This window comes from Okeania sp. SIO2F4 (genome assembly GCF_010672385.1).
In the GTDB taxonomy this organism is placed as follows: Bacteria; Cyanobacteriota; Cyanobacteriia; order Cyanobacteriales; family Microcoleaceae; genus Trichodesmium.
Genome location: NZ_JAAHGT010000100.1, coordinates 1 through 16,812 on the forward strand (window position 1 = coordinate 1; position 16,812 = coordinate 16,812).

Here is a 16,812-nt window from a genome sequence, read left to right on the forward strand (position 1 = left end):
AACAGGGAATAGGCAAAAAACAATTATTTGTTATCAAGAAATTCACCAGAATTTTAGGAGTATGAACTGATACCTCCTCCCCTGTAGAGTTATTTCAATCCCTTGCCTTATTCAAGCTTTAAGATTGAGTTGTGAAAATTGTTTCTTAATACTTATTTGACAAACAGTCTCTAATTATTAATTAGGGAACAGGGAACAAGCAAAAAACAATTATTTGTTATCAAGAAATTCACCAGAACTTGAGGAGTATGAATACTGATACCTTTTATTAATTGTTGAACAGATTTTACGCTAGTGATTTAGCGATCTAGAAGTTCCCACTATCCACATAAAACCTAACACCTAAAAAACATGATACAAACAACAAAACTTCCACCATCTAAACACGAATTTGCCGAAATAATTCATCGCCTCGAAGCAGGTGGTGCAATGTTACCAGATACCCCAGAAAATCTGATGCAAATTATCGGTATTTATAAAGCTTATGCAGTACCAATGGATTTCTATTGGCGCGACTTACTTTATATTGCCGAAAGAGTATTTTTAAACCCTTTACCCTTCTTTAAATACTTCCTGCCAAACTCATATTTAGACCTACATAATCATTATGCTGGTGATGATGCAGACTTAAGAGTTTGGCGCGGAGAAGCAACAGCTCACCCAGAACTTTTAGAATTTATTGAAAAGGGAGAAAGTGGCAAAAAATCTAAGTTATTACATCACCTTTGGCATGACAGAATTAATATGGAATTTGCCGAAGCTTGTATGCGGGCAATGTTTTGGCATCGCGGTATGGGCGGTAAATTTGACCCTTATTTAGATACTCCTGAATATAAAGCAGCAGCGGATAAAGCAATTAAGGCTTATTTTCAAGGTAATCCTGTGATGCTGGGTTTATATAAATTATTTCCAGAAATGTTTATCGAACAGGTAAGACAACTTTCTTATTACAGCAACTTGGGTTTATTTTGGGAAGTAATGGCTGCTGTATTTTTTGAGATGTTCGATTTATATAATGAAGGAAAATTAACTAGCGTTCCTGAAGCAATGAATTTTATAGTAAATGGAATTTTTGCTGTAGCCGATCGTCCGATTTATCATCATGTTTATATTCGGGGAGAGTTATATGAAATTATTCCCAAATCTTGTGGTTTTACTTGGTTATTTGAAGCTGCTTTACCTTATGTAGAAGCTGTGTTTTATCGCACTGCTCCTTTCCGGGGTACAAAATCTTATAACGCTCAGGCAAAACAAGTACCAGAAAATCAAAAAGATTTTCATTATGGGATTCTTTATGCTGATGTTTTTCCAGTAGGAAATGCTGGGATTCCACCAACATTATTAATGCAGGATATGCTGCATTTTTTACCTTCCTTTTTAGTGGATTATTACAAACAATATTGTCGGGGGGAAGATGATATGTTGATTCAGTTGGGAATAACTTTTCAACGTTCAATGTATTGTGTAACTTCGGCAGTTATTCAAGCATTAAGACAAGCAACTTTATATCCTTTGGATGACTCAGATCCAGAACATTTAAAAGCAAATCGTGAATTTTTTGAAACACAATTAGACAGATTTAAACGTCCAGAAGCTCGGTTGCGGAATATTCAGAGTCAAGATTATCGTTGATATAGCGCTACTTGAATCGGGAATAGGGAATAGGGAATAGGGAACAGTAAACTGTCAAAGGGTTTTTCCTCCGGAAAAGCTCCGCTAACAGGATTTAGAAATCTCCTAACCTAAATTAGTAGCGCTATATATAACAGGGAACACTTAACTGGGAACAGTTGGAAAAGTGTTTCCTAGTCTAAGATTTATCATCAGTAATTGTCCTAATTTCCCTGGCTGTTGCTATATAGCGCTGTGCGCAGGGAACAGGGAACACTTAACTGGGAACAGGGAGAATAAATTGCCGATAATATAAGGCTTTGAGCTGCTTGGACACCTCCTGCAATTTGTAAATATGCCAGCACACATTGCTATAACATTTTTTAGATAATTCAGGCTTTGTTGCATGAAAACATATAGCTACCGCACAAGATCCAAGCATATCTACTTCATACTTCTACAACTATTGTCCAATAAATAAATCAAACATCAAAGATTGATAAAAAAAACGCTGAAACTTATACCTGTAAAGGCTTTGAACCATTTAACTATTGGCCAATAAATGAATAAAGCATCAATAAGAAAGAAATAGGGTGATATAGCTGCCACTAGGTTCACCTTTCATGTCGAGGATAACCGAAGAGCGGAACGGATGTTCTATGGCTATTACAACAAAGCCGATAATTCATATAAAATCCGGGTAATTAGTTATCCTAGCACTAAGGATTCATTGAGTCAGGAAAAAAGAAAGATTTGAACTTAGGAAGAGTCATTAGTTTTGGGATAACTATATAACCGGATTTTATAGAACTAATTTGGAATCTATTTAAAATTTGACTTCTGCATTTTAGACTTTTGCTTTGCGTGTAGCGCTATAACCTACGCTTCAATTATTCCTTTTAAAAATTCAGCCAGTTTTTGTAAATAATTCGGTTCATGTTCGAGCAACCAATTGGTAATTTCCAGAGAATGTTTTGTTTTCTGATACTCAACAGTATTATCAGAGAATTTAGAGAAAATTTCACTAATCAAGTTAGCTCCATTTACTTGAGATTGCCATTTTTTCTCCTTAGCTTCATCAATATACTTTTGTATATCAGTTAAAGTTATTTGAAGGGATGGATTTTCTTGTTTTAATACGTCAAAGATTGCTTGAGGATCGAGTAAAAAATTCTCATTGGTATTGGTAATTTTTCGATAATATTTTGTTTTCTGATACTTAACAGAGAATTTAGAGAAAATTTCACTAATTAGGTTATCTCTATCTTCTTGAGATTCAAATAATTTATCATTTTTGTTCTTATCTGCGTCAATATAATTTTTTATATCAGCTAAAGGTATTTGAAGGGATGAATTTTCTTTTTGCAATACCTCCAAAATTGCTTGAGGATGAAGTAAATAATTTTCATAAGTACAACGTTCTAAAAACTTGACTTTTTCTTTACCCCGCCTACTAATATCTTGCTTTTCTTTTTCCGATCTATTTTCACTATCTAATATAAATCCAATGGCTGGAGGAAATAAAGTATTTCCGCCACTCAATTTATCATAAATATCGAAAATAATATGGGCGCGTTTGCCTTCTAAATCTCCCGTATTTTTTACTGCCAGAATTTGTATACCTTTCATTGAAGAATCGCCAAATTTTTCTAAAATTTGAGGAAAACAAAGTTCTTCAGTCGGACCCTCTACCCACAAAATTGCATCGGCACCAAATACATCGGATAAACTTACTCCTAAATTTTTTAAAAGGGAACGTAATTCTGTTGTTTCTTTTGAGTTGATAATTTTAGTTTTAGTTTCACCATCAGAATAAGATAATTGTAAAATTGTTGCTGGGTTAGCTTCGGAAATAACTATGGGTGAATGGGTGGCTATAAAATATTGGTGTTGAGGAAATTCTTTAAAAATATTTATTAATTTCCTAATTAAATTTGGATGTAGAAATGATTGAGGTTCATCAATAATAATAATTTTTGGTTCTGAGGCAGTTACTACTACATAAAGTATGGCTAAAACTTGGCTAACTCCTGTTCCACAGTCTGCTAATTTTAATGCTAAATTTATATCATCTTCTTCAGATGCTTTTGGAGACCAGACTAAAATTTCTAGGGATTTTTGATCGTTGGAGTGAGCAGAAACCTTTTTTATTTCTGGAAACAAAATATTTAGATACTTGTTTAATTTCGGATAAATATTTTTTTTGCCTGGAAACTGAATTTGATAAATAACTTCTGCTAAATTACTAGCATCAGGCTTAAGTATTAAGCTACTTCCAAAAGGACAGTTACCAATATGAAATCTTTCAGCATTAAATCTATATATTTGACGTTTTAATTTATCCAATATAACTTGAACAAGATTTCGTATGTATTGTTCAACTTTTACCTGATGTATTTCCTTTTCCTTAAGTTCGTGTTTTCCGCTGTCGCCTATTTTCGTAAGAAGTACTTTTCCTGGTTTACCAATATTCAATAAATGATCGGATCGTCGATCTAAAATATCTTTTGGAAAATCTGAGATGACTATACTAGGTATATTATTCTTACTAGAAACAGTAACTTCTATATCCTTAGCCTCATCAAACCATTCCTGAAAAATAGTCAAGACATTCTCATCACTATTACTAATATAGGTTTTTCCATCAATAAATTTAAGAATTTCAGACTTGTCTAACCTGAAAGTAATATTAGCAACTGACTTATCCGGTAAGTCTGAGTCCGGAAAATCCCTCATTCTAATATTACGATAAGGATTATCTTTAAACTCTAATCCCAGACTTTCCAATAGAGCTGTTTTACCAGAATTATTCGTACCCACAATAATATTGATACCTGGTTGAAACTCTAACCAACCAGAATCTCGGAACGACTTATAGTTAAAGATTTGAAACTTAGAAATATACATACTACTATCCTCAAAATTTCAACAAAAAAATTGCTAGAAAACTTTCTCTAACAACACAAATACTATTATACTACAGTAAAAATACTTTGTGTGGTATGAACTTAAAATTCTAGTTTTACTGAAAAATAATAACAACCCTCGAAAACTATAAAAAAAATCCAGCTATTATTCTCCATCTTTCCTAAAACTAGAAATCAAAAAACTGGGAAATTATAGCACTATGTAAATAAGTTAGGATATTGATAAAATTCAAATCCCTTATCGCCAATAGTCTTAACTTGAGCTAATAGCTGATAGCTGAATGCTTAAAGCTACAATTAAACAAACCAAGTAAAATCAAGTGGCAGTCATCATAACCTATGGCCATCAATATAAATTCGGCTCCCACAAAGTTTATTAACCCCCCTATTAAAGTGACCAGACGCATACCTCTACGAGCCATTTTAATAGTACCTTTTGTAGTTCAAATTTTTGCCGCAGTAGGTTTAACAGGATGGCTATCTCTACGCAATGGCCAGCAAGCAGTTAATGAAGTAACAACTCAATTAAGAAATGAAGTTACTACCCGGATTCAGGAAAGATTAAAAAATTATTTAGAAGCGCCTCATGTTATTGCTAAAATTAATCAAAATGCTATTAATTTAGGTCATTTGAATATTCAGAATACGGCTAGTCTGACTCGGCAATTTTGGCGACAAAGATTTTTATTTGATTCAGTTAATATTTCTGCTATTTATTTTGGTGGCGCTGAGGGAGAATTTATTGGTTTAGGGTTTCAAAATAATAATCGATGGGAAATTGGGAGAGCTGGTAAATCTACAAAAGGAAAGTTTCATAGTATTGGAATTGATAGTCAGGGAAACCCTACAGAATTATTAGAAATTGGCAATGATTATGACCCCAGAATTAGACCGTGGTACAAGAGTGCAGTAGAGGCAAAGAAACCAACCTGGAGCGATATATATGCTGACTTTAAAGAACTTAGACTTAAAGTAACTTTAGTTCAACCTATTTATCAGGATAATAATCAACTCATAGGAGTAGTTGGAGTTGATTTTGTTCTTTCTCACATTCGAGAATTTCTCCAAAGTTTGAAAATTGGTAAATCAGGACAAACTTTTATTATGGAACGTTATGGATTTTTAGTTGCTTCTTCTACTTCCCAAAAACCATTTAGTTTGAAAGAACAGGAAGTCACAAGAATTAAAGCAGAAAATGTCGATAATTATCTAATTAGTAATACAGCCAAATATTTGAGAGAATATTTCGGTGACTTTAGCAAAATTAACCAGTCACAACAATTAGAATTTCAACTCAATGGCGAGCGACAATTTTTACAAGTCGTACCTTTTTCCAATGGCAATAATTTAGATTGGTTAATTGTAGTTGTGGTTCCAGAAGCAGATTTTATGGAGAAAATTAATGTTAATACTCGTACCACAATTAAATTATGTCTCATAGCTTTATTTATAGCAACGATAGTAGGAATTTTCACCTCTCGTTGGATTAGTTATCCTGTGATGCTCTTAAGTGCTGCAAGTAGAGAAATTGCTAGTGGAAAACTCAACCAAAAAATTGAAGTCAAAATAGTTAATGAATTAGAGATATTAGCAGATTCTTTTAATTTAATGGCACAGCAATTACAAGATTCTTTTATTAATCTAGAAAAAACTAATGCTGAGTTAGAACAGCGAGTAGAAGAAAGAACAGCAGCATTAAGGCAGTCAGAAGAAAAATTTGCTTTAGCTTTTCAGGCAAGTCCGGATGTAATTACTATTACTAATCTTGCAGATCGTAGATTAATTGAAGTCAATGAAAGCTTTATTAGAACTACAGGTTATAGTCGTCAAGAAGTCATTGGTAAAACAGGATTAGAACTGAACTTATGGGTAAATATTGAAGAGCAAATTCACATTTTTACAATATTAGAAACTCAAGGTAAAATTCGCAATCAAGAAATTAAGTTCCGGCTAAAGTCAGGACAAATTGGAGTTGGGTTATTATCAGGAGAAGTTATTTGTCTTGATGGGCAAAATTGCTTACTTTTAATAGTTAATGATATCACAGAACGCAAACAAGCAGCAGAAGCATTACAAGCAGCAGAAGCAAAATATCGTAGTATCTTTGAAAACTCTATTGAGGGTATTTTTCAAACTACACCTGATGGTTATTTCTTAAGTGCTAATCCAGCTTTAGCAAGAATGTATGGTTATTCTGATTGTTCAGAATTAATTACTAATATTACTAATATTCAAAAACAACTATATGTTAATCCTAACCGCAGACAAGAATTTATTGATGCTATTAATAAAGATGGGGAAATATCAAATTTTGAATCTCAAGTTTATCGTTGTGATGGTAGTATAATTTGGATTTGTGAAAAAGCTCGCGCTGTCCGTAATTTTAATGGAGAATTGCTTTATTATGAAGGTACTGTGGAAGATATTACCATTCGCCAACAAGCAGAGGCAGCATTACACGCAGAACAAGAAAAGTCTGAGCGTTTGCTGATGAATATTTTGCCACAACCTATTGCATTTAGACTGAAACAGGATACCAGTGCTATAGCTGATTATTTTGAAGAATCAACAATTTTGTTTTCTGATATTGTTGGTTTTACTCCTATTGCTGCGAAAATTTCTCCCATAGAATTAGTTGATTTACTGAATCAAATATTTTCTAAATTTGACCATATTGCTGAATTCTATGGTTTAGAAAAAATTAAGACTATTGGAGATGCTTATATGGTAGCAGGTGGGTTGCCAATACCGAAAAAAAATCATGCAGAAGCGATCGCTAATATGGCATTAGATATGCAGCAAGAAATTGTTAAATTTACAACCGATATAGGTAAGCAATTTCAAATCAGAATTGGTATTAATACTGGTCCAGTAGTAGCAGGTGTAATTGGTAAAAAGAAATTTATTTACGATCTGTGGGGAGATGCTGTCAATGTAGCTTCCAGAATGGAATCATCTGGAGAACCTGGAAAGATTCAAGTTACAACTACCACTTATGAACTCTTAAAAGATAAGTATATATTTGAAGAAAGGGGAATAATTGCTGTTAAAGGTAGAGGGAGAATGGTTACTTATTGGTTACGAGGAAAAAAATAGTATAGTTTTAAGAATTTCCGTACCGGAATGCTCCGCAAACAGCAAACAGCTATCAGCTCAAGTTCAGATAATTAATAATAAAAAATTTGCCTACAAGCTGTTATCTCAACATTGGTTGAAGACCCACGCTCTCCCGAAATTGTTTTTTGCTGGTTGTTAACTTTTAATATCAAATCCGCTCGGGTTCGGTATAAAAAATGTTCCATCTTCAGTTATTGCTAAATCTTTCTATATCTCCCCATCTCCCCATCTCCCCACCCTCCCCACACTCTTATTATCTAATTACAGCAATACTACCGGATTTGATATAACCCGAGCTTGATCGATCTCATTTGAATTGTTTATCTACCTCCAATAAATCTATGACATTAATGAAGCAATAGAAACTACTGCGGATACAGGGACTGAGTACCATACACGCTTCTTGTCTGCGCCTTTGACTTTGTACTCGATCGGCGTATGTAACCTTATCTTGTAAAGAGTTACTATTAGTTTTTCTGACAAGGTATAGGGATTTTACCGAAAATAATATTATACCTCACTTTCCTTTGCTAAAGCATTAACGGCAGCAGCAGCTATAGCACTACCACCCCGTCGTCCATGCAATGTAATAAATGGAACGCCTCGACTATTGGTTGCCAATTCCGCTTTTGACTCTGCTGCACCCACAAACCCCACAGGAAAACCTAAAATCAGAGCTGGTTTTGCCATTCCCTCATCTAACAATTCTAGTAAGTGAAACAGTGCAGTTGGTGCATTGCCAATAGCTACAACAGAACCATGAATCAGAGGTTTCCATAATTCTATAGCAGTCGCCGAGCGAGTATTATTAATTCGTTGCGCCATTTCTGGCACTTCCGGATAATTGAGGGTACAAATAACTTCGTTATTGACAGGCAACCGATGGCGAATAATCCCATTAGCTACCATTTGAGCATCACAGAGAATAGGTGCGCCTTTGATTAATGCAGCGCGACCTATTTTTACTGCATCCTGTGAAGCTGCTAGGTCTTCTACAATATCTGTCATTCCACAGGCGTGAATTAGTCGTACTGCAACATGAACTAAGTTGGTAGGCAAACTCTCTAGGTTTGCTTCAGAGCGAATCATAGCAAAAGATTGGCGGTAAATTTCTTCGCCGTTGCGAATATAATCAATCATTTAGTAAAATTTGGGAATAGTAAAGTGTAGAAATAGAGAGAACAGACAATATATAGTATTAGGCAAATAGGGCGTGGAAATTTATAAATGCTCAAACTCAGGTAGGAATGACTTCTGACTTCTGACTTAGCGTAGCGCTATACCTAAGTATGTAGATGCACAAATAATTTTGTTGATTTAGTTAATCTTGGGAATCAATCCCAGGCAACCATCTAATCTATACAACTAAGTTGAGCAGGACTTTACCTCATCAAAAGACCTCTGAACTTGCATTGCGATCGGCAACTTAATGATAAATTCTGTACCATTTCCCTCTTCAGAGGAACACAGTAAATACCCCTTATGCTTCTCACAAATAATTTGATAACTAATTGAAAGTCCGAGTCCCGTTCCTTTCCCAACTGGTTTAGTTGTAAAAAATGGGTCAAACAAGCGAGTTTGAATATCTGTCCTAATACCAGGACCGTTATCAGCAATTTGGATTGTAATCCACTCGGTATCAACTTGAGCTGTTTTAATTGAAATCATAGGCGATCGCTCCTTTAACTGTCCTAGCTGAATGGAATCTTCTAAAGCATCGATGGCATTAGCAAAAATATTCATAAATACCTGATTCAATTGACCTGCATAACATTCAATCAAAGGGAGATTACCGTAATCTTTAGTCACTTGAAGTTCTGGACGATGAGGCTGACTCTTGATTCGATGTGCCAAAATCATTAACGTACTTTCAATACCCCTGTGAATATCCACTTCCTTGACTGTTGATTCATCTAACCGGGAAAAATTACGCAGGGATAAAACTATTTCGCGCAGACGTTCACTCCCAACTTTCATAGATTTTAATAACTTGGGTAAATCTTCGGCAATAAAATCTAAATCAATATCTTCAATAGCTGCTTCAATCTCTGGAGTCGGACTAGGATATTCGGTTTGATAGAGACGAAGCAAATCAAACAAATTTTGGAAATGATGCCTCGCATATTCAACATTTCCGGAAATAAAACTGACTGGGTTATTAATTTCATGGGCAACACCCGCTACCAACCTGCCTAAACTTGACATTTTTTCTGTTTGTACTAGCTGTAGTTGAGTCTGCTGTAATTCTTGCAGTAATTCTTCTAACTCACGATTTTTGCTCTCAATTTTTAAAGTTGCCTGCTGGGAAATTAATAAATACATTACCAAAGATCCTGTCACTAATAAACCTAATGCCAGAACTGTTCCAGAACGCCAACTGGATATAGAACGATTGGAAGAAGGTAATACTAGCAAGGAAAGTTCCTGTTGTGCTGTATGAAGCGAACGAATACAAAATTCCCATTCAGAGCTATAACGACACAGAGATGATGGTTGCTCTGTGGAGTTCTCAATAGCTTCTAAATTTGCAACTTGAGGAGATTCTGTCAAACTTTGAGAGTCACTTTTGTATGCTATGAGGAAATAGTCAGTGGCATTGACAGCAGTTTTGTTTAAAGCAGAACCTAACTGATCTTCTGCTAAACTATAGAGATAGAAATCAAGTCCGTTAAGGTTGAGATTGCTGATAGCTTTTTCAATCCAAGTCCGAACTTCATAAAAACCAAATACAACTCCTTGAAATTTTGTATTGGTATCAGGGTTTTCATGCTTCAGGGATTGAGGAGCCAAATTATTGGAGTCAAAGACTGGATAGTAAAGTACAAACCCTGGTTTACCATTTTCTAATTCCACTAAAGGCGTACTGATACTCACTCCTATACGTTCTGCTTCTTCTATACTCAGCAAGCGTTTTATGTCTGAAGCAGCATCCCAACCAATATAGTCTTCCCATCGATATAAGGGTGCGATATAGGTTATGGGGAAGTATACCCGGCGATCGCCTGCCACTACTTGATTTCCTCTGGGGTTATGTTCGTGAATCTTAAAATATATCAGTCCTTGAGCTTTTAACTCTTGCTCATAGAGAGAGCGTTCCTGATTCTCTACTTTTTTACTCCAGCCTAATCCTAACAAACCGTTATAATACGGTAATAGGGAGCTTGTAAATTCTTGAAACTCTTGCCTAGTAACTTCTTCAGACGAATTTAGGAAACTACCTACAGATCTAGTAAGTTGGGTGTAACTATTCAATTGCCTCTGTAACTCATTTACCAAGACAGTTGACTGTTGTTGAAACTGCTCTCTATCTTTGGCCAGTTCCCAGTGATAAACTACGAACGTTGCAATGATCGAAAGAGTAATCCCCGTTAATCCTACTACTCCAGCCGCTAGGTATTGGTTAAATAAATATAGAAGTTGTCTCACCACTATTAGAATTTTTTTTTAATAAAATCTTACCATTATAATTTTAACATTTTTTAATATTTTTTGTAAAGTTATTTATTTATACATATATTTTTTAGCTTGAACTATATCAAAAATTCATTTCTTGTCAATATTACAGACAAACAATAATACAAAATACTTATTTTAAAATGTAAAATATTTTACATTAATAAAAATATGTGTAATATAAAAAACTATTAATAATAATTAGCAATAATTAGTATTGTGTATACTAAGTGCTTAGTGCATAAATCATCAATTATTTCCCCCTACTCTGTACGGACGTTGCATGCAACGTCCGTACTACTCCCTCCGACCTCTTTTCCGGAATAGACATCAAATTGCTTCTATAACCCAGAAGGGGAGACATAGACACCGCCCCTACACAGCAATCCCAATGGTAATTTGCAACACCGAGAATTTAGAAAGATTTGGCAACCCGATATCAGACATTTTTTGATACGGAATTACCTCTGTTGTGTCAATTTGAGAAATTTTTAGGAATTTACAGGATTTGAGCCTACCAGAAATCATAATTTAACCTCAGTTTGACAAAAGAGGGTTAGAAAAACAACTTCTGACTTCGTTAAGTTCCCTATTCCCTAGCTAGATATTGGCAAGATAATTTCAAAGATTGCCCCTTGTGATTGATTGTTAGTAACGCCAATTTCCCCACCATGTGCCTCAACAACCATTTTACAGAAGGCTAAACCCAACCCAATTTGCGAGGTATCTGAATAGTCTCTATCGTTCAAAAGAGCTGCAATGACATCAAAATTATTGGGATCGTCGTCAATTACTAAAACAGATGGTATATTCATTTGCTATTCTCCTTGGTAGCTAAAAGTTCTTGAATCATAGTTACTAATTGCTTAAGTTTAACAGGTTTACTGAGGTAATCATTCGCTCCAGCAGCCAAGCAACGTTCCCGATCGCCCTCCATAGCTAGAGCGGTGAGGGCAACAATGGGCAGATCGACTAAGTGGGAAGTATGGCGGATATGCTGTATCGCTTCTAGACCATTCTTCTTTGGCATTGAAATGTCCATCAAAATCAAGTCTGGGTTTTGGGACTCAGCTTGGGCGATCGCTTCATCTCCATTCTTCGCCAGAATAATGCGATAACGTTTTGCTTTCAGATAACTCGAAATTATAGTAATATTCACTTCATTGTCTTCTGCTAGCAAAATTAATGGTGCTGCCTCCTGTTGTGGCTGACTTGACTTAATGTTAGCTTCGGAGTGAGATTCTAATTTGGGGTTAAAGAGAATAGTATCAGTATAAGGAAGATCCACTGTAAAACAACTACCAACGCCGAACTCACTAGAGACTCCTACTTGCCCGCTGTGGCGATCGACAATACGTTTTACTAGGCTAAGTCCCAAACCTGTTCCGTGATAGTGGCGATTTAGGGAACTATCAATTTGGACAAAGGGCTGAAACAGTTTGTTGATGTTTTCTGGAGCAATGCCAATGCCATTGTCAATCACAGCAATTCGGAGAAAGCTTTGTGAATCTGTTGTATTTTGCTTGAGAGGGCTTGCCTGAACTTCCAAAGAAACAGAACCGCCATCTGGGGTGAATTTGACGGCGTTATTGAGTAGATTAATTAAGACTTGGCGGATGCGTCGTTCATCTACTAACAACTCAGGTAAATTTTCGGGCAATTTCGTTTTTAACTGAATGCGTTTTTTCTGGGCAAGTGGTTTGATGAAGGCCAGACTAGATTGGCAGAGGGGAACTACTGCAGTGGGGTTACAACTTAGCTCTAGCTGACCAGATTCAATTTTCGCGACATCCAGAATATCATTAATGAGTTCTAACAGATGGGTTCCACTACTTTCAATAGTTTGTAGAGCTTTCATTTGTTGCTCATTGATACTGCCAAATACCTCATCTTGCAGTCCCTCTGTGATGCCGAGGACTGCATTTAGGGGGGTGCGGAGTTCGTGGCTCATGTTGGCGAGAAATAGACTCTTGGCTTGGTTGGCAGTTTCGGCAGCTTGTTTTGCTTGCTCTAATGAAAATACTTTCATGGCTACTTCTTGTTCTAAGTTTTGAGTTAGCCTTCTTAATTGTAAATGAGTTTTGACTCTGGCAAGGACTTCTAGCTCTTGAAATGGCTTAGTAATGTAATCTACGGCTCCTAGTTCAAAGCCCTTGATTTTCTTGTCTGTATCTGTTAAAGCCGTAATAAAAATTACAGGAATATTGCGAGTATTAGGATTAGCTTTGAGTTTTTGACAGACTTCAAAGCCATCCATGTCAGGCATTGTTATGTCTAATAAAATTAGGTCTGGCGATCTTCGTTCTAGTTGTTTGAGTGCTCGTTCTCCGGTGGTGGCGATCGCCACATCATATCCCACCCCACTAAGTGTTTCGGATAGGACATCTAGATTAGCTGGTGTATCATCAACGATTAAGATCAGTCCTGTTTGTTTTGCTAATTCTTTATTCATGGTTTAGGAGTATATATAATTCGGGTAATTAAAAGAAAGTCAGGAGTTATGTCATGTCCGGATAATTAATGATAAAAAAAGTTTTTGTTTGTAGTAGGGCTTTTAGTCCTTGAAATATCTACCTACTACGAAGCTCTAATTATAACTATTCAACCAGACATGATATTAGAAGTTAGAAAGAAAGAAAGGAGTTAGTTAAGTCACGGAAATTATTTAAGAGTATACCACCAAAGGTCTATCTTGATGGGAAGTACCTAATGCGATAACTGGATAACCGAATTTTATATTAGAGCATTGATTTAATCAATAAGTAACTATATAATACGTCAAATGGCTGAGACTTGAATGCAAGTATAAAGAGCGAGAAATGCAGTAGAGTAAGACCCGTTAATCCCTGTGAATGAGCAACTGCCGATGGCCTCAGAGTCAGCAGGAATTCAATAATTAATTATTAATTATTAATTATTAATAAGTAAACATCAGATTTTCAGATTATGTAAGGCTTTGTATTAATTTTATAAAGCAGGTTACTAATAGACATCTCCAACAATAAAAAATAGGTGGTGGTGGATAGTAATGGTAAAGGAAGCACCGGCAGTGTAGGGAGATGGGGAGATGGGGAAATGGGGAGTGTTGGAGAAATTAAAAAATATATATCCTCACCATTACCATCCAGGACTACCAAAAAATCAAATCAATTATCCTGTATAAATTATCAATTATTTTTTCCTATTTCCTCCTATTTCCTATTTTATGAAGATGTTTAATAGACATCTCCAACAATAAAAAATATAATCAATTTTTATCCATAAATTATTGATTATATCATTTATGATAGTATTTTTTGCGTAAAATATAGGGTAAATATATACAGGAAATTTAAGATTTTTCCAGCTTTTAAACATTTTTTTGTTATTCCTTATATTGCTGAATAATTAAGTTTTAAAGCCTATCCTTTAAAGGAGAAACAAGAAAAAAAATTCCCTAGCGCGTCAATTCTCTCCCTAAAAGGAAGAGGTAATTATCAATGATTCATTATCAATTATCAATTATTGAAAATACCGATGCTACCAGAGATGATATTATATCATGTGCCCCTCTGGGGGAGCTACGAATTGCGGATAATCACTTATAATAAAGTTTTTGCTTGTAGTATAGCTCTCAGCCCTATCTACAGTTCGGGCTGAGAGCTATACTACGAACTTTAATTATAATATTATTTCTTCCTGTTCCCTGTTGCCAGTTAAGTGTTCCCTCTTTTCTGGAGATATCTAATAGTCAAGGTATTTTTGGATTAATATCTCAATTTCTTCTGTCTGAAATTGCTTTGCCAGTTGTGAAATTTTCTGGGTAAAGGGTAGATAGCGATCGCTCTTTTGCCCAATTTGTTCAGCAGTTTTTGCTAGCTTGAGCAGCAAACCATCCTGGGCTAACTCAAATAGGATTTCTAAATCCTCTATTGGGGGTACAACTATTTCTGAACTATCATTTTGAGCGATCGTAGGAGTTGCCTCTAACTTAGTTTTCTCATATTTCCAATTCAGTTGTAGATACTCAACAAGCAAATTGAATAGTTCCTCAGCATTTACAGGTTTGGATAGAAAATCATCACCTCCTGCATCTAAACTTTTTTGCCTATCCATATCTGACACTGATGCTGATGATACAATCGCGATTGTATTTTTGAGCTGCTCGTCATGGCGTAAATGTTTGAGCATCTCCAGACCACTCATTACAGGCATATGTATATCTGTGATGGTCAGATCGAATTTTTGTTGTCTGAGTCGATCTAACGCCTCTTGACCATTTTCTGCCTCAGTTACCTTAAACCCTAGAGGTTCTAACAACTCTACTAAAACTGAACGATTTTCCCATCGATCATCCACGACGAGTAGATGACGAGGTACTCCTTCATAGCCAATAATTTGTTCTCCATTGCTCGTGGAAACTTTTTCTGTCCAGTTGTTAGCGATCGCTAAATCTATCTCAAAGCTAAAAATACTACCTTTTCCTAGTTCGCTCTTGACTTGAATCTTACCACCCATTAATTCTACAATTTTTTTGCTAATTGCTAAACCTAAACCTGTACCTTCCGAACGATTTTTTTGGCCTCCAACTTGTTCAAAGGATTGGAATATTTTCTCCAAATTATCAGCAGCAATACCAACTCCAGTATCTTTAACTTGGAACTTGATGCAAGCCATAGAATTTTCTCCTGTGACATCTGATAAGTTAATATTTTCTACTGTGAAAGCGATCGTTCCTGTTTCAGTAAATTTGATAGCATTTCCCAGGAGGTTGATCAATACTTGGCGCAGTCGTTTTTCATCGGCAATAACGCCTGTGGGAAGATTTGCATCAGGTTGATAGGTAAAGTTAAGTCCTTTTTTATCAGACCGAACCCGACAAATTTCTACCACCCCTTGTAAGAATGAGAGAAAATGAATCTCTTTAGTGCTAAGTTCTAGTTTGCGAGCTTCAATCTTAGATAAGTCCAATACGTCATTAATCAGGGTTAGCAAATGAGAGCCACATTGGTAAATGATTTCAATGCCGTGGCGTTCTTTTTCCGGTAGTTTCTTAGAACGATTGAGGATTTGAGCATAACCCAAAATACCATTGAGTGGGGTACGAAGTTCATGGCTCATATTAGCCAGAAATTCACTTTTAGCATGGTTAGCAGATTCAGCTAGTTCCTTTGCCTGCTCAAGTTCAGCCGTACGGGTTTGTACTCGCTCTTCCAAGGTTTCATTGAGTTGCTTGAGGTTAGCTTCAGTTTGCCATTGAGAAATTGCTCCTCCAATACTGCCAGCGATCGCCATTAGTGCTGCTTTTGTACTGTCACTCCACTGACGCTCTTGCTGGCAATCATCAAATCCAGCAAATCCCCAGAAGTAGTCTCGGATAAAAATTGGCACTACCAGCATAGACAGAATTCCTTGGGGTTGTAATAGATATTGCTCTACTTGAGGAAATTCTCTAATTATACCTACAATTGGTTGTTTTTGCGAGAGAGTATTATACCAACGGGGCAGAATTTCTGGATAGAGAAGATTTTGCAACTCTGGGTTATCAATTTCTGGCTGCACTCCCTCAGTTACCCACTCCCAGCGCTGACTGCTAGCAGGTTCCCCAGTTTCAGGATGGGGATGATTTTGGAATATATAGATTCGATCGACATCCATAACTAGCCCTAGGGTATTGAGGGCAGCCTGAACTGCCTCATGGTGGTCTTTGACTGTCAATAGGCGA

At 36.0% G+C, this 16,812-nt stretch carries 8 protein-coding genes; 2 read left to right on the forward strand and 6 right to left on the reverse strand.

What is annotated here, in order from left to right; all coding sequences use genetic code 11:
• Positions 1–351: 351 nt before the first annotated feature.
• Positions 352–1,632 carry a CO2 hydration protein gene (locus F6K22_RS09145; RefSeq protein WP_293096157.1) on the forward strand — a complete coding sequence of 427 codons (1,281 nt, stop codon included), beginning with the start codon at positions 352–354 and terminating at the stop codon, positions 1,630–1,632.
• Between the two features lie 858 nt (positions 1,633–2,490).
• On the opposite strand, the gene F6K22_RS09150 is transcribed toward F6K22_RS09145, so the two are convergent.
• A complete protein-coding gene (locus F6K22_RS09150; RefSeq protein WP_293096159.1) occupies positions 2,491–4,518 on the reverse strand; it encodes an ATP-dependent nuclease in 2,028 nt (675 codons plus the stop codon).
• Between the two features lie 413 nt (positions 4,519–4,931).
• On the opposite strand from F6K22_RS09150, the gene F6K22_RS09155 reads away from it, so the two are divergent.
• Positions 4,932–7,634: an adenylate/guanylate cyclase domain-containing protein gene (locus tag F6K22_RS09155; protein ID WP_293096161.1), complete on the forward strand. Its 2,703-nt coding sequence runs from the start codon at positions 4,932–4,934 to the stop codon at positions 7,632–7,634.
• A gap of 531 nt (positions 7,635–8,165) precedes the next feature.
• On the opposite strand, the gene F6K22_RS09160 is transcribed toward F6K22_RS09155, so the two are convergent.
• The 5 genes from F6K22_RS09160 to F6K22_RS09180 form a co-directional block, all read right to left on the reverse strand.
• Complete coding sequence (locus F6K22_RS09160; protein ID WP_293096164.1) at positions 8,166–8,795, reverse strand: precorrin-8X methylmutase; 630 nt, start codon at positions 8,793–8,795, stop codon at positions 8,166–8,168.
• Between the two features lie 225 nt (positions 8,796–9,020).
• On the reverse strand, positions 9,021–11,084 hold the full coding sequence (locus F6K22_RS09165) for a CHASE domain-containing protein (RefSeq protein ID WP_293096166.1): 2,064 nt from the start codon (positions 11,082–11,084) through the stop codon (positions 9,021–9,023).
• 620 nt (positions 11,085–11,704) lie between these two features.
• Positions 11,705–11,923 (reverse strand): ATP-binding protein, encoded by a 219-nt coding sequence (locus F6K22_RS09170; RefSeq protein WP_293096168.1) that lies wholly within the window; start codon positions 11,921–11,923, stop codon positions 11,705–11,707.
• Complete coding sequence (locus F6K22_RS09175; protein WP_293096171.1) at positions 11,920–13,560, reverse strand: response regulator; 1,641 nt, start codon at positions 13,558–13,560, stop codon at positions 11,920–11,922. Before F6K22_RS09175 ends, F6K22_RS09170 begins: the two co-directional genes overlap by 4 nt.
• A 1,271-nt stretch (positions 13,561–14,831) precedes the next feature.
• The coding region (locus tag F6K22_RS09180) for an ATP-binding protein (protein ID WP_293096173.1) at positions 14,832–16,812 on the reverse strand (1,981 nt) is incomplete at its 5' end.